This is a genomic window from Janthinobacterium sp. HH106 (assembly GCF_001758725.1).
GTDB lineage: Bacteria > Pseudomonadota > Gammaproteobacteria > Burkholderiales > Burkholderiaceae_D > Janthinobacterium.
The window spans coordinates 19322-39302 of the sequence record NZ_LRIC01000008.1; the positions used below are offsets into that span (position 1 = coordinate 19322).

20 protein-coding genes are annotated in these 19981 nt (G+C 61.6%); 9 read left to right on the top strand and 11 right to left on the bottom strand.

Annotation, left to right across the window (positions count from 1 at the left end; genetic code table 11):
- Positions 1–111 precede the first annotated feature (111 nt).
- Together rpmF and JAB8_RS04420 are read right to left on the bottom strand one after the other, a co-directional pair.
- Positions 112–294, bottom strand: coding sequence for a 50S ribosomal protein L32 (gene rpmF / locus JAB8_RS04415; RefSeq protein ID WP_034749653.1), 183 nt, complete (start codon positions 292–294; stop codon positions 112–114).
- Positions 295–608: 314 nt separating this feature from the next.
- Positions 609–1106 (bottom strand): DUF177 domain-containing protein, encoded by a 498-nt coding sequence (locus JAB8_RS04420; protein ID WP_070288659.1) that lies wholly within the window; start codon positions 1104–1106, stop codon positions 609–611.
- A 223-nt stretch (positions 1107–1329) separates the two neighbouring features.
- Between JAB8_RS04420 and JAB8_RS04425 the strand changes: the two genes are divergently transcribed.
- Both JAB8_RS04425 and JAB8_RS04430 read left to right on the top strand, forming a co-directional pair.
- A complete protein-coding gene (locus JAB8_RS04425) occupies positions 1330–1938 on the top strand; it encodes a Maf-like protein (protein WP_070288805.1) in 609 nt (202 codons plus the stop codon).
- A gap of 130 nt (positions 1939–2068) precedes the next feature.
- Positions 2069–2818, top strand: a complete 750-nt coding sequence (locus JAB8_RS04430) for an SAM-dependent methyltransferase (RefSeq protein ID WP_070288660.1) — start codon at positions 2069–2071, stop codon at positions 2816–2818.
- A 73-nt stretch (positions 2819–2891) separates the two neighbouring features.
- Here the strand turns inward: JAB8_RS04430 and rlmJ are convergent, their stop codons facing one another.
- Positions 2892–3809, bottom strand: a complete 918-nt coding sequence (gene rlmJ / locus JAB8_RS04435; RefSeq protein ID WP_070288661.1) for a 23S rRNA (adenine(2030)-N(6))-methyltransferase RlmJ — start codon at positions 3807–3809, stop codon at positions 2892–2894.
- 277 nt (positions 3810–4086) lie between these two features.
- Between rlmJ and JAB8_RS04440 the strand changes: the two genes are divergently transcribed.
- The gene (locus tag JAB8_RS04440; RefSeq protein ID WP_070288662.1) at positions 4087–4515 is read left to right on the top strand and encodes a thioredoxin family protein; all 429 of its coding nucleotides are present in this window, start codon (positions 4087–4089) and stop codon (positions 4513–4515) included.
- 6 nt (positions 4516–4521) lie between these two features.
- Here JAB8_RS04440 and JAB8_RS04445 read toward each other — a convergent pair whose 3' ends face one another.
- The gene (locus tag JAB8_RS04445; protein WP_070288663.1) at positions 4522–6795 is read right to left on the bottom strand and encodes a molybdopterin cofactor-binding domain-containing protein; all 2274 of its coding nucleotides are present in this window, start codon (positions 6793–6795) and stop codon (positions 4522–4524) included.
- Positions 6796–6805: 10 nt separating this feature from the next.
- A complete protein-coding gene (locus JAB8_RS04450) occupies positions 6806–9931 on the bottom strand; it encodes an EAL domain-containing protein (protein WP_070288664.1) in 3126 nt (1041 codons plus the stop codon).
- 261 nt (positions 9932–10192) lie between these two features.
- Between JAB8_RS04450 and JAB8_RS04455 the strand changes: the two genes are divergently transcribed.
- Complete coding sequence (locus JAB8_RS04455) at positions 10193–10699, top strand: DUF1993 domain-containing protein (RefSeq protein ID WP_034779265.1); 507 nt, start codon at positions 10193–10195, stop codon at positions 10697–10699.
- A gap of 104 nt (positions 10700–10803) precedes the next feature.
- Here JAB8_RS04455 and JAB8_RS04460 read toward each other — a convergent pair whose 3' ends face one another.
- Positions 10804–10998 (bottom strand): DUF1289 domain-containing protein, encoded by a 195-nt coding sequence (locus JAB8_RS04460; protein WP_034749680.1) that lies wholly within the window; start codon positions 10996–10998, stop codon positions 10804–10806.
- Positions 10998–11570 (bottom strand): DUF1415 domain-containing protein, encoded by a 573-nt coding sequence (locus tag JAB8_RS04465; protein ID WP_070288665.1) that lies wholly within the window; start codon positions 11568–11570, stop codon positions 10998–11000. Before JAB8_RS04465 ends, JAB8_RS04460 begins: the two co-directional genes overlap by 1 nt.
- Positions 11571–11898: 328 nt before the next feature.
- Between JAB8_RS04465 and JAB8_RS04470 the strand changes: the two genes are divergently transcribed.
- From JAB8_RS04470 to JAB8_RS28860, 4 genes are all read left to right on the top strand, one after another.
- Entirely contained in the window at positions 11899–13311 is a 1413-nt protein-coding gene (locus JAB8_RS04470; RefSeq protein WP_070288666.1) for a transglycosylase SLT domain-containing protein, read from the top strand.
- Positions 13312–13410: 99 nt separating this feature from the next.
- Positions 13411–14199, top strand: coding sequence for an enoyl-ACP reductase FabI (fabI, locus tag JAB8_RS04475; RefSeq protein WP_070223906.1), 789 nt, complete (start codon positions 13411–13413; stop codon positions 14197–14199).
- A gap of 491 nt (positions 14200–14690) precedes the next feature.
- The gene (locus JAB8_RS04480; RefSeq protein ID WP_035820280.1) at positions 14691–16097 is read left to right on the top strand and encodes a DEAD/DEAH box helicase; all 1407 of its coding nucleotides are present in this window, start codon (positions 14691–14693) and stop codon (positions 16095–16097) included.
- Between the two features lie 288 nt (positions 16098–16385).
- Entirely contained in the window at positions 16386–16778 is a 393-nt protein-coding gene (locus JAB8_RS28860; protein ID WP_139142944.1) for a hypothetical protein, read from the top strand.
- Between the two features lie 232 nt (positions 16779–17010).
- Here JAB8_RS28860 and JAB8_RS04485 read toward each other — a convergent pair whose 3' ends face one another.
- The 4 genes from JAB8_RS04485 to JAB8_RS29425 all read right to left on the bottom strand — a co-directional run bounded on the left by JAB8_RS04485 (position 17011) and on the right by JAB8_RS29425 (position 18607).
- Positions 17011–17469 carry an acyl-CoA thioesterase gene (locus JAB8_RS04485; RefSeq protein ID WP_034750191.1) on the bottom strand — a complete coding sequence of 153 codons (459 nt, stop codon included), beginning with the start codon at positions 17467–17469 and terminating at the stop codon, positions 17011–17013.
- Positions 17470–17557: 88 nt separating this feature from the next.
- Complete coding sequence (locus tag JAB8_RS04490; RefSeq protein WP_070288667.1) at positions 17558–17926, bottom strand: hypothetical protein; 369 nt, start codon at positions 17924–17926, stop codon at positions 17558–17560.
- A gap of 129 nt (positions 17927–18055) precedes the next feature.
- Complete coding sequence (locus JAB8_RS29420) at positions 18056–18193, bottom strand: hypothetical protein (protein ID WP_162995739.1); 138 nt, start codon at positions 18191–18193, stop codon at positions 18056–18058.
- Positions 18194–18433: 240 nt separating this feature from the next.
- Positions 18434–18607 carry a hypothetical protein gene (locus JAB8_RS29425; protein ID WP_175445159.1) on the bottom strand — a complete coding sequence of 58 codons (174 nt, stop codon included), beginning with the start codon at positions 18605–18607 and terminating at the stop codon, positions 18434–18436.
- Positions 18608–18744: 137 nt separating this feature from the next.
- Here JAB8_RS29425 and JAB8_RS04495 point away from each other — a divergent pair, with 137 nt between their 5' ends.
- Positions 18745–19977, top strand: coding sequence for a glycosyltransferase (locus JAB8_RS04495; RefSeq protein ID WP_070288668.1), 1233 nt, complete (start codon positions 18745–18747; stop codon positions 19975–19977).
- Positions 19978–19981: the final 4 nt, after the last annotated feature.

Genomic DNA, 19981 nt, shown 5'->3' on the forward strand with positions numbered 1-19981 from the left:
ATTCAAAATGACGGGTGTGCAAGATGAATTGCAGCCGATAAAAAAGAAGAAGCGGCGCCACGCCGAATAACCACGCAACACCGCTTTCATCTTACCCAACAAAAACGTCGATTACTCGTCGTTTTTGGTCTTCAACACTTTACGGCCACGATAGAAGCCATTAGGGCTGATATGGTGACGCATGTGTGTTTCGCCGGTAACTGGCTCGACGCTCAATTGCGGCGCGACCAGGAAGTCGTGCGAACGGTGCATGCCGCGCTTGGAAGGGGTTTTCTTGTTCTGTTGAACTGCCATGATGACTCCTAATACATAAGTTCTAAAATTTTAGCACAATCGATTGGCAAATACATGCGAATCGAGTATCCCAGCGGCAAAGACTACCCGAAAATAGCCCGGACCGACATCGTTTATTACAATTACATTTCACTACACTTGCCATACTCGATTACTACACGCGTTTGACACGTTCTTTACAGGAAGCATAAAAAACCTACTGCGCTTCCCGCTATCGCCTCGGCGTTGCTCAGCGTACCTTCGTACGCTTGCGCTACTCAAGACGATATCGGGCCGCTCGCTACGGTTTTTTAAGGCTTCCTTTCTTACACTACTTATTCTGGCTTCAAGTCTTTCAGTGCCGCAAACGGCGACTTCTTTTCAGACTTGAGAGCATCGAGCTGCGCCGTATCGGGGCAGACGTCGTGTTTGGGTACCTGCGGCAGGGCCAGCAAGGCTTCATCTTCGATCAGGGCCGCGGCATCCATGCTGCGGCTGCCGACGATCACGTCGATCAATTCATCGTTGATGATTTCTTCGATCTCGTCTGCGTGCTCGTCATCCTTGCCCAGCATCAGAGTGGTCGTCGAATCAATTGCGTAAGCATACGGAGTCAGGCAGCGCTGGCAAACCAGCTGAACGGTGCCGTTGACCGACAAGGTCAGTTGTGGGTAGCCCAGCTTGCTGGTGCCGCCGACGATCTTCCAGGCGATCTCGCCGGAATTATCTGCACAATCCTTGGTCAACCGGGTCATTTCAGCGACAGGAGTTACACCCTCGCGGCTCCCGCTGATACGACAAAAATCAAAGGCGTCGATCACAAAAGCATTCATTGGTAGAAAATTTCCCCGGAAAACCTGCGATAATAACAGGGTTTTTAGCACGGAGTCAAAGGCTAAGCATCTTTTTTGACGCAATCATTGCCATCAACATGACAACTTCATCAACACCGTCATGCCGCATGGAGCCTCAGTTATGGGCTCTGCGCCCTGGAATTTGCGTGAAATCCCACTGACATCGACCTGCGCGGCCATGCCGGCCGCCATCCACTACCGAATGATACCAACTTCCGCCCCATTGCGCTTGATTCTTGCATCGAGCTCGACCTACCGCAAGGAATTGCTGCAACGCCTGCGCCTGCCTTTTGAGGTGGCCGTGCCCGATCTCGACGAAAGCCCCCTGCCAGGCGAAAGCCCCAGCGCCACGGCCTTGCGCCTGGCGCAGGCCAAGGCGCAGGCCGTGCTCGACCGCTATCCCGGCAGTCTCGTCATCGGCTCCGACCAGGTCGCCACCCTGGACGGCGCGCAGATCGGCAAGCCCGGCAACCATGACTATGCCCTGCGCCAACTGCAAACCATGCGCGGGCGCCAGACCGTGTTCCACACGGCCCTGTGCCTGCTCGATGGCCGCCAGACGCCGGCAGTGGCGCAGGTGGAAGATATCCAGACCCTCGTCACCGTGCGCGACTTGCCCGACGCGGAACTGGACGCCTACCTGCGCATCGAGCAGCCGTACGACTGCGCCGGCAGCGCCAAGAACGAAGGCCTGGGCATCGCCCTGCTCGAACGCATCGACAGCACCGACCCGACCGCCCTCACCGGCTTGCCGCTGATCGCCCTCACCGGCATGCTGCGCAAGGCGGGCGTGGCGTTTTTTAAAATTTAAAATACCCCTAACGGCAACATCTGGGGTCAGACCCGACGGGGGAGTGCGCTCCAATGGAGCACACTCCGATCCCGAAGGGACTGACCCCGGCAGTTTGACGTTGGGGTACTAACATGACTGACTAAAATCCATGACCGGCACCCTGTACCTGATCCCCAACCACCTCGGCCTGTCCGAAGGCGCCATCGACCCGCTGGCCCGCATCATTCCCGAGCAGGTGCGGCAGATCACCTCGCAACTCGATTATTTCGTTGCGGAAAACGCCAAGACGGCGCGCGCCTTCCTGAAATTGATCGGCAACCAGCATCCGCTGGCCAAGCCGCTGCAGGAAATCACGATTTCCGAACTCAACGTCAATACCCCGGCGCAAGCGCTGGCCGGCTTGCTGGCACCGCTGCTGGCGGGACGCGATGCGGGCCTCGTGTCGGAGGCGGGCGTGCCCGCCGTGGCCGACCCCGGCGCCGACCTGGTACGCCTGGCGCATCAGCACGGCATTAAAGTGCGTCCGCTGGTGGGCCCGTCGTCGATCCTGCTGGCCGTGATGGCCAGCGGCTTGAACGGCCAGAGCTTCGCCTTCAATGGCTACCTGCCCACGGACGCGGCCCTGCGCGCCAAGCGCATCAAGGAACTGGAAAGCCGTTCGCGCAATGAAAAGCAAACTCAGCTGTTCATCGAAACGCCATACCGCAACGCCGCCATGCTCGAAGCCCTCGTGGCGCAATGCGCGCCGTCAACCCTGATCTGCGTCGCCACCGACCTGAGCCTGGACTCGGAAAACGTGCAGACGTGGAATGGCGGACAGTGGAAGAAACAATTGGCCGCCGGCAAGGCGCCGGACTTCCACAAGAAACCGACCGTGTTCTTGCTGCTGGGACAGTAATTCCTCGCCAGCCAATAAAAAACGCCATGGTCGACTGCACCGTGGCGTTTGTATTACCTCACTACGACAGTCACTATACGCGACGTGTGCCCGTATTTTTCTGTCCGCCCTTGCCCGTTTCCAGCACAAACTTGGCGCCATCGTCGCGGCCCAGCACCTTGACCAGGTAGGGCATGACTTCGCGCAGCATCGGCTCCAGCGTGTACGGCGGGTTCAAAATGAACATGCCGCTGCTGTGCAAGCCGAAGCCGTCCGGCGACGGCGTGTTGACGGTCAGGGTCACGTGCAGCCAGTCCGAGCTGGGCAGTTGCTTGAGCTTGTCGGCGAACTGGCGCGATTCCATGCGCTGCAGCACCGGGTACCAGACGGCGTAGATGCCGGACGGGAAGCGCACGAGGGCGTCGGCCAGGGTGTCCTTGACCTTGCGGTAATCCATCTTGTCTTCGTATGGCGGGTCGATCAGCACCAGCGCGCGGCGCGATGGCGGCGGCAGCAGGGCTTTCAGGCTCTGGAAACCGTCCGCCTTGGTGATGAGCACGCGCTTGCCGCGCACGGTCGGACGCTCGCCCTGGGCCAGCGCATGCGCCTCGACCTTGCGGAAGTTGTCAGCCAGAATCTTGGCATCGGCAGGATGCAGTTCGAACAGGCGCAGACGGTCTTGCTCGCGGCTGACCTTGTCGGCGCAGTACGGCGAACCCGGGTAGTAGCGCATCTTGCCGCTCGGATTCATTTCCTTGATCAGCTTCATGTACTCGGCCAGCGAGGCCGGCCAGTCCGTACGGTCCCACAGGGGCGCGATGCCCGTTTCGTACTCGGCATTTTTCGAGGCATAACCGCCGTCGAGCGCATACACGCCCGCGCCGGAATGGGTATCGATATAACTATAGGCGGTATCTTTTTGATTCAGGTATTGCAATAACTGAATCTGCACATAATGTTTCAACACATCGGCGTGATTACCCGCGTGAAAGGCGTGGCGGTAACTCAACATAAGCTGGCTAATTCCATAATAAAAATAAACAAAGGCGGGAGCGCTGACACCGGGCAGGGCATGAAAACAGACTGGAGGGGGTCAGGCTGCGGGGCCAGGAAACAGCATGGACCAGCGTAATCAGCGCGCAATTATCAGCATTATCCACCAGAAAGGTGTATTGCATCAAAAAACACCCATAAACAAGCTCATGCATTCTCGGGACCGCGGGGGCCGGGCGCGGTAGAATACGCGCATCGGGCGCCCCGCGCCCATCAGCCTACTAATATATACAGCCATGCACAGCCTGACCCTCACGACCGATAACCGCGCCGACGTCGCGGCAGCCCTGGCCGGCCCGCGCTGGACGGTGGCCTGCCTGTGCGCGCTGTGGTGCGGCACTTGCGGCAGCTACCGCGCCACGTTCGAGGAACTGGCCGCGCGCCATCCGGACACCGTCTTCGTCTGGATCGACATCGAAGACCAGGCCGACGTGGTGGGCGACCTCGACATCGACAACTTCCCCACCCTGCTGATCCAGCACGAAGATAACGTGGCCTTCTTCGGCACCGTGCTGCCCGACGGCGGCCTGGCGCACCGCATGGTGCAGGCGCAGCAGGCGCTCAGCGCCGAGGAACTGGCGGCGCTGGCCACCAGCACGCAGGAACGGCGCGACTGGCAGCGCGACTGCAATCTGCGCCATTTACTGGCTACCACGCTGGCCTGATCCGCATCAAGCCAGGCGCAGCGGCAAGCTGCGCAGGCGTTTGCCCGTCAGACTGAACACGGCGTTGGCCACGGCCGGCGCGATCGGCGGCGTGCCCGGTTCGCCCACGCCTTCCGGATGCTCGGCGCTGGCGATGATGATGGTTTCAACCTCGGGCGTTTGCCCCATGCGCAGCACGGGATAGTCGTGGAAGTTGCCTTGCTCGACCTTCCCTTCCTGGAACGTGATCTCGCCGCCCAGCGCCGCCGACAGGCCGAACAGCACGGCTGACTCCATCTGCTGGGCGATGATGTTCGGATTGACGGCGATGCCGCAATCGATGGCGCACACGACGCGCTGCACGCGGATCTCGCCGTTTTCCACGGACACTTGCGCCACTTGCGCGACGATGCTGCCGAACGACTGGTGCAGGGCCACGCCATGCGCATGGCCGGGCGGAGCACTGCCCGCCCTGGCGACGGCTGCATCGAGCACGGCCAGGTGGCGCGGATGCTGCGTCAGCATGGCGCGGCGGAAGGCGATGCCGTCCTGCCCCGCCGCATGCGCGAGTTCGTCGATAAAGCTTTCCTTGAAGAATGCATTATGCGAATGCCCGACGGAGCGCCAGTAGCCGACCGGCACGGCACTGTCGGCGATCACGTGGGCGATGCGCTGGTTGGCGATTTCATACGGCATGTCGAATTCGCCTTCCGCCGTGGTCTTGTCCGGCCCCGCGCCGGGCAGGCCGAAATTGCGCTGCAGGTACTGGTGCGTGATGGAGCCGCTGACGGATTTATTGTCCCAGGAAGCGATGCGGCCATGCTCGTCGAGCCGGGCCGCGAAGCGGGCCAGCGCGGCGGGACGGTACATATCGTGCTTGGTGTCCTGTTCGCGCGTCCACACCAGCTGCACGGGCGCGCCATCGCACTGCAGCGCGATGGCCACGGCCTGCGCCACCATGTCCACTTCCAGGCGGCGGCCGAAACCGCCGCCGAGCAGCAGCACTTCAATGCTGACATCCTGCGCATCGACGCCGGCCACTTTCGCCGCCACGTCGACGGCGATGCCGGGCGCCTGCGTCGACACCCACAGCATCACCTTGCCATTTTTCACCTGCGCGGTGCAGTTGACGGGTTCCATGGCGGCGTGCGCAAGGAACGGCGCGCGGTATTCGGCCTTGACGCTGCGCAAGCCTTGCACGGCTTTACTTTCCACCTCGCCGCTGGCGTGGTAGGCGTAACCGGCCTCGGTGTCCAGCAGGCGGGCAAATTCCGCATACACGCCCGCGCTGGACAAGTTCGCCTGCGGGCCGGCCTTCCACTGCGTCGGCAAGGCGGCGGCCGCCTGTCTGGCGCGCCACCAGGTGTCGGCCACCACGGCGGCACACGAGACGCTGCGCTGGGCCAGCTGCGGCGTCAGGTCCAGCACTTTCTTTACGCCGGGCATGGCCAGGATGGGCGCCGCATCGAACGCGGACAAGGTATCGCCCAGGCGCGGCGGCAGATGCAGGGCCGCATACAGCATGCCGGGCGGACGCGCATCGATGCCGAAACGCGCGCTGCCGTTGACTTTGGACGGCGTGTCGCGGCGCGGCGCCGGCTGGCCGATCAGTTTGAAATCCTTGGGCAGTTTCAGCACGGGCGTGCCCGGATCGATGGCGGCGGCGCGCTGCGCCAGGCTGGCGTAGCTGGCGCGCCGGCCATCGGGGTGGACCACGGCGCCATTTTCCGTGCGGCATTGCGCGGCCGGCAACTGCCACTGCGCGGCGGCGGCTTGCAGCAGCATGGCGCGCGCGGACGCCCCCGCCTCGCGCATCGGACCCCAGCCATCCTTCACGCTCGACGAGCCGCCCGTGACGATTACGCCCAGTTCGCGTGCCGCCTTGGCCACCGTCCACTGGGCCAGCGCTTTGACGCGGCCCTGGTCATCGGGATGGAACGGCAGGCTATCCTTGAGCATGGCGACGTTGCCGAAGATTTTATCGTTCGGCGCCTGGATCAGCTTGACGCTGGCCAGCGGCACGTCGAGCTCCTCGGCCACCAGCATGGGCAAGGCCGTGTGCACGCCCTGCCCCATCTCGCTGCGCGGCATGGCCAGGGTCACCGTGCCATCCGTGCCTATGGCCAGCCAGCCGTTCAAGGGCACGGCGCCATCCTGGAGCGGCAGCGGCGAACTGCCATGCAAGCGCTGGCGCGGCGGCAGCACGCCCCATCCCAGTACCAGGGCGCCCACGCCGGCCACGCCGAGGCCAAGGCCGCCGAGCAGGAAACGACGGCGCGACGGGGAGGATTGTGCGGCCATGGGCTGTCCTTTATAGTAGTGAGTGATCGATCCAGCGCTCCAGCATATCCTGTGCCAGCACCGGACGGCTATAAAAATAACCTTGCGCCAGCTTGCAGCCATGGCGCAGCAGGAAGGCCGCCTGCTCTTCCGTCTCCACGCCTTCGGCGATCACCGACAATTGCATGCTCTTGCCCAGCTGGATGATGGCAATCGCAATCGCTTCGTCATTGACGTCCGTCGAGATATCCTTGATGAAGGAGCGGTCGATCTTCAAGGTCTGCACGGGCAGTTGCTTCAGATACGCGAGCGAGGAATAGCCGGTGCCGAAATCGTCGATGGCCAGGCCCACGCCGATGGCGTGCAAGTCGTTGATGAAACCGAGGGCGTCGCCCGTGTTCATGATGACGGACTCCGTCACTTCCAGCTGCAGCCGCTGCGGCTCGAGACCCGTTTCCTGCAAGATGGCGGCCACCATGCCGGCGATGCTGCCCCGTTCGAACTGCTTGACGGACAGGTTGACGGCCATCTTCGGCACGTGCAAGCCCTGCGCCTGCCAGCGCATCATCTGGCGGCACGCTTCGTCGAGCACCCATTTTCCCAACTGGTTGATGAAACCGCTGTCTTCGGCCAGCGGAATGAAACGCGCGGGCGGCACCAGGCCCAGTTCCGGGTGGTTCCAGCGCACCAGCGCCTCGACGCCGACCAGGCGGCCCGTGTCGATTTCCACCTGCGGCTGGTAATTGAGGAACATCTCGTTTTTCTCGATCGAGCGGCGCAAAAAGGTTTCCAGGCGCAGCCGCTCGACGCCCTCGCCCGTCATCGACGGCGCATAGAAGCGGTAGCCGTTGCGCCCGCGCGCCTTGGCCTGGTACATGGCCACGTCGGCATTACGTATCAGCATGTTCAAGTCCAGCGCATCGTCCGGATACAGGCTGATGCCCACGCTGCAGGTGACGAACAGTTCGTGGTCGGCCACCGTGAACGGCTGGTCGAACATGGTCATCAGCTTTTCCGCCACCTGCGTCGCGCCATACTCACCGTCGATACCCTCGAGCAGCACGATGAACTCGTCGCCGCCCAGGCGCGCCAGGGTGTCGCCTTCGCGCAGGCGGGCCGCCAGCTGGCCGGCCACCTTCTGCAGCAATTCGTCGCCCACGTGGTGGCCCAAGGTGTCGTTGACGTTCTTGAAGCGGTCCAGGTCGATGAACAGCACGGCCAGCTGCTCCTGATCGCGCGCGGCGCGCAGCAGCGCGTGCTGCAGGCGGTCGTGGAACAGCAGGCGGTTCGGCAGCGCCGTCAGCGGATCGTGGTGGGCCATGTGGTCGAGCTTTTCCTGCGACTCCTTGACCAGCGTGATATCGCTGAACACGCCCACGTAATGCGTGGTGCCGGCGCGCGCGTCGCGCACGGCGCTGATGGTCAGCCACTCCAGATACAGCTCGCCGTTCTTGCGCTGGTGCCAGATCTCGCCACGCCAGAAACCGCTGGCCTTCAATTCGTCCCACATGGCCTGGTAGAACGCAGAGTCGTGGCGCGCCGAGCGTGTCAGCGAGGAATGCTGGCCCACCGCCTCGGCTTCGGTATAGCCGGTGATCTGCGTGAAGGCGGGATTGACGGTGACGATGATGCCGTCCGCATCGACCACCATCACGCCGTCGGCGATATGTTCAAGCACGGTGGCCGATAAACGCAGCTTTTCCTCGGCTTCCTTGCGCGCCGTGATATCGGCATACACCCAGATGCTGCCCTCGTTGGGGCGCAGGGGATCGAGCGCGCAACCGCTGACCAGCGCCCAGAACAGGCTGCCGTCGCGGCGCTTGTACTGGCGCTCCTCGCTGAAATCGCCGCCCGCGGCCATTGCCGGATACTGGCGCTCGCCCGCCTCCTCGAAGTCATATGAGGTCATGAACACGATGGCGGTGGAACTGCCCGTCATCTCGGCATGGCCGTAGCCGAACAGTTCCTCGCAGCGGCGGTTGACGGAAATGATGCGGCGGTGGCGCACGAACATCACGCCGAACATCACGTTGTCGAGGATCGCGCTCTGCTCCGTGAGCAGCGCCTCGATGCGCATCTCGTGGTGCTTGCGCTGGCTGATGTCGGCAATGATGCCGTCGATCCAGATGACGCCCTGCTCGCCCGCCTGCGGCTGGCCATTCTCGGCCACCCAGCGCTCGATGCCGAAAGCGTCGATGATGCGGTATTCGAGCGCATACGGCCGTTCGTCGGCCACGGCCTGGCGCACGGCGCGGCGGTGCTCGCGCCGGTCTTCCGGACAGATCAGGTCGGCCCAGGCATGCGTGGTGCCGCGCATGAACTGGTGCGCCGAATAGCCGGCGATCTCTTCGATGGCGTCGCTGACGAAATCGATGGGCCCATCGGGCCGGTAGCGGAAAACGGCACCCGGCACCTGCGTGACGATGGTGCGGAAACGCTCTTCGCGCTGGCCCACATCCTCGAACAACTGGCCGATGGCCGCGCGCATTTGCTCGAGCTGGGCCGTCAGGCGACCCAGTTCATCATTGCTGTGCGACGTCAGCGGCGTGTCGAAATCGCCGTGCGACAGGCGGTCGGAAAAGCGCGTCAGGCGGCGCAGGGGCTTGAGCAGGCGGCGGTTCAGGAACAGCACGATCAGCGCCATCGACACGGCCAGCTGGGCGCCCAGCACGAAAATATAGGACATCTGCTTTTCGCGCAGCTCCTGCTGGCTGCGCGCGTCGTCCATCTCGACGACGATATGGCCGATGCGTTCGCCGCGCACGAGGATGTCGCGTTCGGCGCGGTACAGATTGCCCACGGGCCGCTGCGGCGCCTGCAGACGGATGAATTCCGTGTCGCCCTGCCCCAGCACCTTCACCAGCAGCACGGCGCGGTCGCGCATCACCGATTCGACCAGCGAATGGGCCGATTCCGCATTCATGTTCCACAGCGACTCCTGCATGCCCAGCGCCAGGATGTCGGCATTGCGCTGCAAGGCTTCGTTCAGGCTGGTCCGCGCCGACTGGCGCTCATGCACGCCGACCAGCACATAGCTGCCGAAAATGGCGGGCACGACCAGGCCGCCGAACACCACCAGCAGCAGGGCGCCATAGATCGATGAGCCGTACAGCACGCGCAGGCTGGCGCGCAGGCGCTGGTAAGGTGAATTAAACATGCGGCAACAGGGCAACAGGGATCAGGCGGGCGATCATCGAACTTTACAGGGGAATTCAGGTGACAAGGCGGGAAGAAACTTTTTCAAAAGCAATTATGCATGGAAAAAGCGGGAAAAGTCACCAATAAACACGTGTCAGCATCCAGGTCATGCTATATAGACAGGCTTGAAAAACCACACGTGGGCCGGCGCGCCCGGGCGGCGCCAGCAAAAAAGCGCGCGGCTTGCTATCATCGCGCCACTTTACCTAGAGGAACCACCATGACCTTCTCCATCTACTCCGCTTCGATCCCCGTCTTCAAACAGATCCTGGGCAGCCTGGCCGCCATCCTGGACAAGGCGGAAACGCACGCGCAAGACAAGAAAATCGACCCGAACGCCCTGCTGCAATTCCGATTGTTCCCGGACATGCTGCCGTTCGTGCGCCAGATCCAGATCGCCACCGACTTCGCCAAGGGCTGCGGCGCGCGTCTGGCCGGCGTGGCCGTGCCGCCGTATGAAGACAGCGAACAGAGCTTTGCAGAGCTGAAAGCGCGCATCGTGAAAACCATCGCCTTCCTGGAAAGCCTGCCCCAAGCGGACATCGACGGCAGCGAAACGCGCGCCATCACCACCGGCAGCGGCGAAAAGACCAAGCACTTCACGGGCCAGACCTATCTGTTCCACTACGCACTGCCGCACTTCTTCTTCCACGCAACGACGGCGTACGACATCCTGCGCCACAATGGCATCGAAGTGGGCAAGAAGGATTTTATCGGTAGTTATTGATCGCTAGCGTCAACAGTACCGGGGTCAGACCCTCAATGCCGCTCACACAAAAGTCATCGCCGGCATGTGAGGGGGTCTGACCCCAGCAGTTGCCCTTGGGTTAGCTAAGTATTCCGGCGCGGATACCCCTGCGCCAGGATACGCACCCACACCACTTCCTTCTCTTCATCCGTCATCGACACCCAGTGGGCCACTTCCACCACGGTGCGGCCGCAGCCGCGGCAGATTTCATCGAACGTCGTCGAGCACACGGCCACGCAAGGCGTGTCTGGACGCGGCGGCAATTCCTTGTCAGCCATCAGGATACCTTCGGCAAGCCGAGCTTTTCCCAGCCTTCGACGCCCAGCGCTTCCAGGGTGGCGATATTCTTGTCGAAGATTTCCGATGCTTCCGGGAAGGCCTCGACGGCGCGCTCGATGCTGTCTTCGCGCAGCAGGTGCAGGGTCGGGTACGGCGAGCGGTTGGTGTAGTTGCTGATGTCGTCCTCGAACGTCTCGGCAAACTGGTAGTGCGGGTGGAAACTGGCCACTTGCAGTTCGCCGGCCAGGTGCATGTCTTCCACGGCCGCGTCGGCCACATCGAGGAACTCGTTGTAGTCGAGGAAATCGTTCAGGGTGTAAGGGTGGATCAGCAAGGTCGTGTCGATCTGTTCCGGGTCCGTGTCGGCCAGGGTTTGCAGCTCGTCCATCAGCATCGCCAGCAAATCTTCCGGGTTCTCCGACTCGCATACCACATAGCGGATCTGCTTCTTGACGTGCACGGCCTTGGCGAACGGGCACAGGTTCAGGCCGATCACGGCCTTTTCCAGCCAGGCAACGGTATTGGCGATGATGACGGCGTTGTCGTCGTCGTGGAGCGGCGGGGTGTTCATATACTTGACTCTCTATCAATAAGGCAGCCGGCAGCCGAATGGCCGGCCAAAACCAAATTGTACGCACTCTTTGCGCAGTCTCATACCGGACGGGCGCCAAGCTTGCGCCAGCCTCGTCGCCATGTATGCTATAACAGCGGCCGAATCGCACATCTGGCAAATTAAATTTGCAATAATTGCATTATTAGCGACTGGAAACATCGCTATTGACGCCTATGTGCTGTCATCATGCTGACATAATTCTTGACTCCGGCATGTGGATATACGTACACTCGCAACTTGATCATGGGTCTGTCCGATGTTTCTCCGACGACAACAATGGAACACTATGCACGAAAACTCCTTTAAATCTACCGTCCTGGCGGCGTTGGCCCTGGCGCTTGCGCCCGCCCTCAGCCAGGCGTACGAAGCCGGTGTTGAGAGCGATAACGCGCCAGTCGCGGCCGCCGCACCTGCCCTGATCCCGATGACCGCCCAGGTCACGGCGAAACTCCCCACCCTCGACAACCGCCTGCAAAAGACCGACCGTCTGCTGAAAAACCTCAGCGACAATTCCGATCCGCTGCGCGAAGCCGACGTCTGGGGCCGCATCCGCAGCGGCTATGCGATTCCCGACATCAACAACCAGCTGGTGGCGAATCACGTCAACTGGTACGCCACCCGCCCCGACTACATCGCCCGCACCACGGCGCGTGCCTCGCGCTACATCTTCCACGTGGTGCAGGAACTGGAAAAGCGCGGCATGCCGACGGAACTGGCCTTGCTGCCGTTCATCGAATCCGCCTTCAACCCGCAGGCGTTCTCCAGCGCCAATGCGGCCGGCATGTGGCAATTCGTGCCCGCCACCGGGCGCGATTTCAACCTCAAGCAAAACATGTTCAAGGACGAGCGCCGCGGCGTGCTGGCCTCGACCGATGCGGCCCTGACATACCTGCAGCGCCTGTATGACATGTTTGGCGACTGGCAACTGGCCCTGGCTGCCTACAACTGGGGCGAAGGTTCGGTGCAGCGCGCCATCAAGAAAAATCAGGCACTGGGCAAGCCGACCGATTTCGAAAGCCTGGCCGACCTGATGCCGGCCGAAACGCGCAACTACGTGCCGAAACTGCAAGCGGTCAAAAACATCATCGCCAATCCGGCCCAGTTCGGCCTGACCCTGCCCGTCGTCGACAACCAGCCGTATTTCACGGCCATCGACAAGACCAGCGACATCGACATCACCGTCGCCGCCCAGCTGGCCGAACTGTCGATGGATGAATTCAAGGCCTTGAATCCGCAATTTAACCGCCCCGTCATCATCGGCGGCGAAAAGACCAAGATTCTGTTGCCGCAGGAAAACGCCGCCAAGTTCACCACCAATCTGGCGCAATGGGGCCATGCCTTGTCGAGCTGGACCACGCACAAGATCACCAATGCGCGCGAACGCATCGAAACGCTGGCGTCGAAATTCGGCACCACGGCCGACGTGCTGCGCCAGGCCAACAATATTCCCCAGCGCACCAGCCTGCGCGCCGGTTCCACCATCCTCGTGCCGAAAACCTCGGCCACGATGAACAGCGACATCACCCAGGAAATCGCCGACAGCGCCACCATGCTGCTGGAAGCGGACCGTCCTGAACGGGCCGCCAAAGCGCTGCGCCGCGTCGCCAAGGGCGGCAAGGCGCAAACGGCACCGATCTCGCTGGTGAAGCCGCGCATCCAGCGTGGCGGCGGTAACAGTCGGGCAAAAGCGCGTCACTGATCGCCTGAGTTGTATTGACGCACTTCACCGGCCGCCACAGCTTTGCTGTCGCGGCCGGTTGTACATCCGCCCGACCCACCACCCCAGACAGGAGTCGTCATGGCTTTCTTGCAAGGCAAAAAAATCCTCATCACGGGCTTGCTGTCGAACCGCTCCATCGCCTATGGCATCGCCAAGGCTTGCCACCGCGAAGGCGCCACCCTCGCCTTCACCTATGTGGGCGAACGCTTCAAGGAGCGCATCACGGAATTTGCGGCGGAATTCGGCAGCGAACTGGTGTTCGACTGCGACGTGTCCAGCGATGAACAGATCGCCGCCGTCTTCCGCGACCTGGCACGCCACTGGGATCAATTGGACGGCCTCGTGCACGCCATCGGCTTCGCGCCGCGCGAAGCGATCGCGGGCGACTTCCTCGACGGCCTGTCGCGCGACAGCTTCCGCATCGCCCACGACATTTCCGCCTACAGTTTTCCCGCCATGGCCAAGGCCGCCCTGCCCCTGCTGCATCCGGGCGCCTCGGTCCTGACCCTGACCTACCTGGGCGCCGTGCGCGCCGTGCCCTACTACAACACCATGGGCCTGGCCAAGGCGTCGCTGGAAGCGTCCGTGCGCTACCTGGCCGAATCGCTGGGCCCGCGCGGCATCCGCGCCAACGGCATCTCCGCCGGCCCCATCAAGACCCTGGCCGCTTCCGGCATCAAGGATTTCAGCAAGCTGCTGGGCTTCGTGGCCGAGCACGCCCCGCTGCGCCGCAACGTCACCATCGAAGAGGTCGGCAACACGGCCGCCTTCCTGCTGTCCGACCTCGCGTCGGGCATCACGGGCGAGATCACCTACGTCGATGGCGGTTTTTCACAAGTGATGGCGGTCAATCCCGAAGTGGAGTAATGCGGTGACGTGTGCCGACCTGGCGGCATGCCAAGGGAATGTATCAGCTGGAGCCCGGCCTGCACGGCAGGCGCCGCCGCTGCCCGCCGACATCGTGGCCATGCTCAATTAAACGGGCGAAATCTACGTATTCCTACTGATTTCAGATAGGAAACATCTTCAAAACGTGGTAGGACTTGCGTTTCTTCCCATTTAGCCCGTGCAAAACGGCGGCAAATACGGTATAGTGTCGTTGTGCGCTGCAATATGTTCCCTTGAAGCGATGGCAACACCGCAGTCATGCACTACAAACTTAGCAGCTTCGCAAGCCTTAGCGCATCCACAGGATGCCGCTTATAAAGCCCTCCCGCCTTGTGTGTCGCACCTGACACCGTCCCGGCGCAAAGCTTTTGTGCCGAAATTTCTTTTTAGTTGAGTCATTTCGTTTTGGTTGGCGTTGCTATTTTGCGTTCTGCTTTTTGCAAGAACGCTGATTTTTACGAAAGAAAAGAATGACATTTGAATCCTTAGGCCTGCATCCGTCCATCATCGCCGCTCTGACCGAATCGGGCTACACCGCGCCAACCGCGGTACAGTCGCAAGCGATTCCAGCCGCGATCGAAGGCCGTGACCTGCTGGTCTCGTCGCAGACCGGTTCGGGCAAGACCGCAGCTTTCATGCTGCCGTCGCTGCACAAACTGGCCAGCGCCGAACAAAGTGCCGCCGGCAAGACGCCGAACCAGGAAATGCAAGCATCGCGCGCCCGCGGCGAGCGTCCACGCTTCAAGGCTGCCCAGCCAAAAATGCTGGTACTGACGCCAACGCGCGAACTGGCCCTGCAAGTGACCACCAACACCGACAAGTACAGCACCGGCATCCGCCGCATCAAGGCTGTGTCGATTCTGGGCGGCATGCCTTACCCGAAACAGATGCAATTGCTGGCCAAGAATCCTGAGATCCTGGTCGCCACCCCTGGCCGTCTGATCGACCACATGGATTCGGGCAAGATCGACTTCTCGCAACTGGAAATCCTGGTGCTGGACGAAGCCGACCGCATGCTGGACATGGGTTTCATCGACGACATCGAAAAAATCGTGGAAGCGACGCCGGAAGGCCGTCAAACCATGCTGTTCTCGGCAACCTTGGACGGCGTCGTCGGCAACATGGCCCGCCGCATCACGAAAAACCCGCTGGTCATCCAGGTGGCAAGCTCGAGCAACAAGCATGAAAACATCACCCAGCGCGTGCACTTCGTCGACGATCTGTCGCACAAGAATCGCCTGCTGGACCACCTGCTGCGCGACGAATCGCTGGACCAGGCTGTTGTGTTCACCGCCACCAAGCGTGACGCCGACACCATCGCCGACCGTCTGAACATCGCCGGTTTCTCGGCCGCCGCCTTGCACGGCGACATGCATCAGGGCGCGCGTAACCGCACCCTGGACGGCATGCGCCGCGGCCAGGTCAAAGTGCTGGTTGCCACCGACGTTGCCGCCCGCGGCATCGACGTGCCGACGATCACCCACGTGTTCAACTACGATCTGCCGAAGTTCCCGGAAGACTACGTCCACCGCATCGGCCGTACCGGCCGCGCTGGCCGCAATGGCCTGGCCATCTCGCTGGTGAACCACGCTGAAGGCATGAACGTCAAGCGCATCGAACGCTTCACCAAGCAATTGATCCCGGTCAATGTCATCGAAGGTTTCGAGCCGAAGAAAACGGCATCGGCACCACGTTCGAGCGCCCGTCCAGGCGGCTGGAAACCAGGCGACAACCGTGGCGGCGCGAAGCCAGGCCAACGCACGTTCAGCAAGCCGGGCGCACCGCGCAAGGACGGCGCGCCGAGCACCGGCGGCGGCTACAAGGGTTCCAACCCGCGCAGCACCGACGGCGCACGCCGCAGCTACGGCGACCGTTAATCACGGTTAGCCGCTGCAAGTCGCAGTAGGAAAAAAAGCCACCAGCGTAATCTGGTGGCTTTTTTTTGCCCGCCGATTTGACAGCGGCATGCCGGCTGACTGCGCCTCTCGGGAGAGATTTCCTATCATAAAAAATGAAAATACTTTCAGATAAAAAACATAAAGGCATCGCATAATCACATACGTTACTCAAGATCAAACTTCACTGGAGTTTTCAGAATATAGTCACATCAGAGAATGCAGATAACAATTAATTCATTGATGTAGCCACGACTGGAAATTTCCTCCATGAATTCCAATCCCATACCGGAAAGCAACTCTCCCTCCCCGGAGGAGAAATCCTCGATCGAGTCGAGAGTACATTCAATGGATCTTCGAATAAATCGCCTTGAGAATCCTGAGCACGGAAGATTTGAAATAATTCAAAAAAGAACAAGCTTCCTGGCTTTACTCATTGGCATACTTTTAAGTGGAATTTCTCTTTTTGACATTTTCTGGAGCCAGCCACGCAATGAACTTTTCAGGGATATGGAAGAATTCAACAAATCCGTGAATGCCGTGTCAAATCTGCGTCAGAACATGATCCAGATTCAATACCAGTCGAACAATCCGCAAATGCTGATGGCGATGAATTCTATGGTCTCTTCCGCCTTTTATACAATGGTATATCTATACGCATGAATGTGCGCATCAATATGTGGGCAGCAACGAAAGGGCCGCCGATTGTTGGGCAATACAACTGGGCAGAGATCAGGGTTTTTTGCCGCCGCAAGCCATTCAACAAATATGCGCCTTCACATTCCCCAACCCGGGCGACTGGACGCATTTACCAGGCCCCATACGTTGCGCAGCAATGCAAATGTGCTACGCACATGGCCAATAACCGGCTGAGGCCATTCATGACGCTACACAACTACTTCTTCGACACCTTCTGGCGCGACAGCTTGCGCAGCTTGGCTTGCTCGAAGCGCGCATGCTGCTCCGGCGTCTCGAGCACCAGTGGCGGCACGGCCACCGGCTTGCGGTTGGCGTCCACGGCCACCATCGTGAAATAGCAGCTGTTGGCGTGGCGCACCAGGCGCTGCTGGATGTTTTCCGTCACCACGCGGATACCCACTTCCATCGACGTCGTGCCCGTGTAATTGATCGAGGCGAGGAACGTCACCAGCTCACCCACGTGGATAGGCTGCAGGAACATCACCTGGTCCACCGACAGGGTCACCACATAGCTGCCCGAATAGCGGCTGGCGCAGGCGTAGGCGACGCTGTCGAGGTATTTCAGGATGGTGCCGCCATGCACGTTACCGGAAAAGTTGGCCATATCGGGCGTCATCAGGACCGTCATCGTCAGTTCGTGGGCCGACCAGTTCATCGCGCTGTCCAAAGTGTTCTCCAAAGGGGAAATAAAAGTGAGGGGGATGTGAAAACCGGCCCCAGGGGCCGGTTGCCGGGACAGGCTGTTACAGTCCCAGGTTGTCGATGTCGGCCAGCGATTCGCGGCCCTTGTCGGAAATGTCGTGGCCCTCGCCTTCGGCGCGCGCCACGATGTGGGCTTTCTTGCCCAGGAAGTAAGCCACGTCCGACTCCAGTTTGGTCAGCGGATCGGCGGCGACGGCGCGCAGCCCCATGATGCAGCGGCGCAGGAACAGCAGTTGCTGCGCCTTATCGGTGATGGACAGACGGCCATCGCGTGCATAGCTGAGCAGCTTCAGGCCGGACAGGCGCTTGGCATTGCGGGCAACGCAGGCGCTCGGGCGCTCGGTCTTGATGCCGCGTGCAACTTGCTCCAGCGCGTCATATTCATCGGTTGTTAATTTCTCGTTCTTCATTACTTTTCCATAAAAGGCCAGGTGTTCGGCCCCCATGGTACGCGCCCCGCTGCGCATCGGCAACAGGCAACGTGCATCCACCGCCGCCGGCCAGGCGGCCAGGCGGCGGAAACACGCGTGTGATGAGCGTTATTTGTAGCTGCGCAGCAGCAGCCATGCGAGGCCGCAACCAGCAACGGCACCCGCCAGGGCCAGCGCCACGAGGTGTTTGCTGGTGATCACAGGCCGCCGGCCCAGGTAGATTTTGTTATGCAAGGAATTGCCCACGATGGTCTCCTGTACAAGAATTTTTATGATGTCTCATTATAAGAACAGAATCGTGACGGCCGCATGACACTCGACAGTTGGGGCTTGATTTGTATCCACTCGGCAACATTTGTGGGCATTTTTGTTGTTTAAATGGCGTACCTCCGGCGAGGCCCGCGCCTTCCATTTCTGACTGGAAATAAACACGGCGCACGCCTGCCCACCGCAGGCCTTGGCGCGGCGCCATTGCACGAAAACCGCTCAATGCATTTTCACGGGCGGCGGCGGCGGCGTTGGCTCCTCGACCGGCACGGGGTCGATGTGCGGCGGCTGTTCCGGCGGCGGCGTGAGGGGATCGCCTTCCGGCGGTGGCGGCATATCGGGTTCGGGCGTGCTGTGTGCACGCAGCGGGGAAAAACGGAATTGTGGCTGCATGGTGGCCTCCTTTGCCCCACTCTAGCCGATGCGGCCAAATCCTGGCGCCCGCCAGTGGCACGCTGCAGGGGAACTAAACGGCGTGGCGCCACTCCAACTTGGCAGGCATCCCCTACAGCACGAGTGCAAGCGACCCTATGGCGCGCAAGAAAATCCTCTTTATGGCCGAGGCAGTGACCCTGGCCCATGTTGGCCGCCCACTGAGCCTGGCCCAGGGCCTGGACGAGGAAGCGTACGAAGTGCACTTTGCCTGCGCCGATGGGTATGACTTTTGTTTCAGGCAAGCCCACTTCCGCCGCTGGCGCATCGACAGCATTTCATCACTGCAATTTCTGCAGGCGCTGGCCCACGGCAAGCCCGTCTATACGGAAAGCACCTTGCATGCGTACGTGGAAGATGACTTGCGCCTGCTTAATGCAGCCCAGCCCGATCTCGTGATCGGCGACTTTCGCCTGTCGCTCTCCGTCAGCGCGCGCCTGCAGCACATTCCCTACATTACCGTCAGCAACGCCTACTGGAGTCCCTGGGTGCGCCAGCATTACACGGTGCCCAGCCTGCCCCTGACGGGCGTGCTGCCCATCTGGCTGGCCGATCCCCTGTTCCGCCTGATCCGCCCGCTGGCCTTCGCCTCGCATGCCGTCCCCCTGAACCGCGTGCGCCGACGCCATGGCCTGCCATCGCTGGGCAGCGACCTGCGGCGCATCTATACGGATGCCGACCGCACCTTGTACGCCGATATTCCCCAGCTGTTCCCGCCGCATGGCATGCCACCCACGCACGACTACCTGGGCCCCATCATCTGGGCGCCGCCGCTCGACTTGCCGGACTGGTGGCAGCGACCGGAACTGAGCAGCGGACGGCCGATCGTCTATGTCACGCTGGGCAGCTCGGGCCAGGGGCAATTGCTGCCGCGCGTGCTGCGCGCGCTGGCGCCCCTGCCCGTCACCGTGCTGGCGGCCACGGCCGGCACCATCCGCGTCGATGCCGTGCCGCCGAATGCCTATGTCGCGCCCTTTCTGCCGGGCGACGCGGCCGCCCGCCGCGCCAGCCTGGTGATCTGCAACGGCGGCAGCCCCACCAGCCAGCAGGCGCTGACGGCAGGCGTACCCGTCATCGGCATCGCCGGCAACCTCGACCAATTCCTCAACATGCACGGCATCGCGGGCGCCGGCGCCGGCCTGCTGCTGCGCGCCGACCGTTTCCAGGAAACCGCCTTGCGCCATGCCGCCACGCGCATGCTCGACGATGGCCGCGCCAGGTTGGCCGCGCGTCAACTGGCCACGGCCATGCGCGACTATGTGCCAGGGCAACGCTTGCTGCCCCATCTGCACGCCCTGCTGGGCTCGTCGCCCCGTGATAGCCAGCCTTGACGGG

Bases quoted from the DNA above. Each gene is read 5' to 3' on its own strand.
- JAB8_RS04485 (WP_034750191.1), bottom strand. From the start codon at position 17,469: ATGAACTGGTCGGCCCACGAACTGACGATGACGGTCCTGATGACGCCC.
- JAB8_RS28860 (WP_139142944.1), top strand. From the start codon at position 16,386: ATGAATTCCAATCCCATACCGGAAAGCAACTCTCCCTCCCCGGAGGAG.
- JAB8_RS04470 (WP_070288666.1), top strand. From the start codon at position 11,899: ATGCACGAAAACTCCTTTAAATCTACCGTCCTGGCGGCGTTGGCCCTG.
- JAB8_RS04480 (WP_035820280.1), top strand. From the start codon at position 14,691: ATGACATTTGAATCCTTAGGCCTGCATCCGTCCATCATCGCCGCTCTG.
- JAB8_RS04460 (WP_034749680.1), bottom strand. From the start codon at position 10,998: ATGGCTGACAAGGAATTGCCGCCGCGTCCAGACACGCCTTGCGTGGCC.
- JAB8_RS04465 (WP_070288665.1), bottom strand. From the start codon at position 11,570: ATGAACACCCCGCCGCTCCACGACGACGACAACGCCGTCATCATCGCC.
- JAB8_RS04440 (WP_070288662.1), top strand. From the start codon at position 4,087: ATGCACAGCCTGACCCTCACGACCGATAACCGCGCCGACGTCGCGGCA.
- JAB8_RS04420 (WP_070288659.1), bottom strand. From the start codon at position 1,106: ATGAATGCTTTTGTGATCGACGCCTTTGATTTTTGTCGTATCAGCGGG.
- rpmF (WP_034749653.1), bottom strand. From the start codon at position 294: ATGGCAGTTCAACAGAACAAGAAAACCCCTTCCAAGCGCGGCATGCAC.
- fabI (WP_070223906.1), top strand. From the start codon at position 13,411: ATGGCTTTCTTGCAAGGCAAAAAAATCCTCATCACGGGCTTGCTGTCG.
- JAB8_RS04450 (WP_070288664.1), bottom strand. From the start codon at position 9,931: ATGTTTAATTCACCTTACCAGCGCCTGCGCGCCAGCCTGCGCGTGCTG.
- JAB8_RS04495 (WP_070288668.1), top strand. From the start codon at position 18,745: ATGGCGCGCAAGAAAATCCTCTTTATGGCCGAGGCAGTGACCCTGGCC.
- JAB8_RS04490 (WP_070288667.1), bottom strand. From the start codon at position 17,926: ATGAAGAACGAGAAATTAACAACCGATGAATATGACGCGCTGGAGCAA.
- JAB8_RS04455 (WP_034779265.1), top strand. From the start codon at position 10,193: ATGACCTTCTCCATCTACTCCGCTTCGATCCCCGTCTTCAAACAGATC.
- JAB8_RS04425 (WP_070288805.1), top strand. From the start codon at position 1,330: ATGATACCAACTTCCGCCCCATTGCGCTTGATTCTTGCATCGAGCTCG.
- JAB8_RS29425 (WP_175445159.1), bottom strand. From the start codon at position 18,607: ATGCAGCCACAATTCCGTTTTTCCCCGCTGCGTGCACACAGCACGCCC.
- JAB8_RS04445 (WP_070288663.1), bottom strand. From the start codon at position 6,795: ATGGCCGCACAATCCTCCCCGTCGCGCCGTCGTTTCCTGCTCGGCGGC.
- rlmJ (WP_070288661.1), bottom strand. From the start codon at position 3,809: ATGTTGAGTTACCGCCACGCCTTTCACGCGGGTAATCACGCCGATGTG.
- JAB8_RS04430 (WP_070288660.1), top strand. From the start codon at position 2,069: ATGACCGGCACCCTGTACCTGATCCCCAACCACCTCGGCCTGTCCGAA.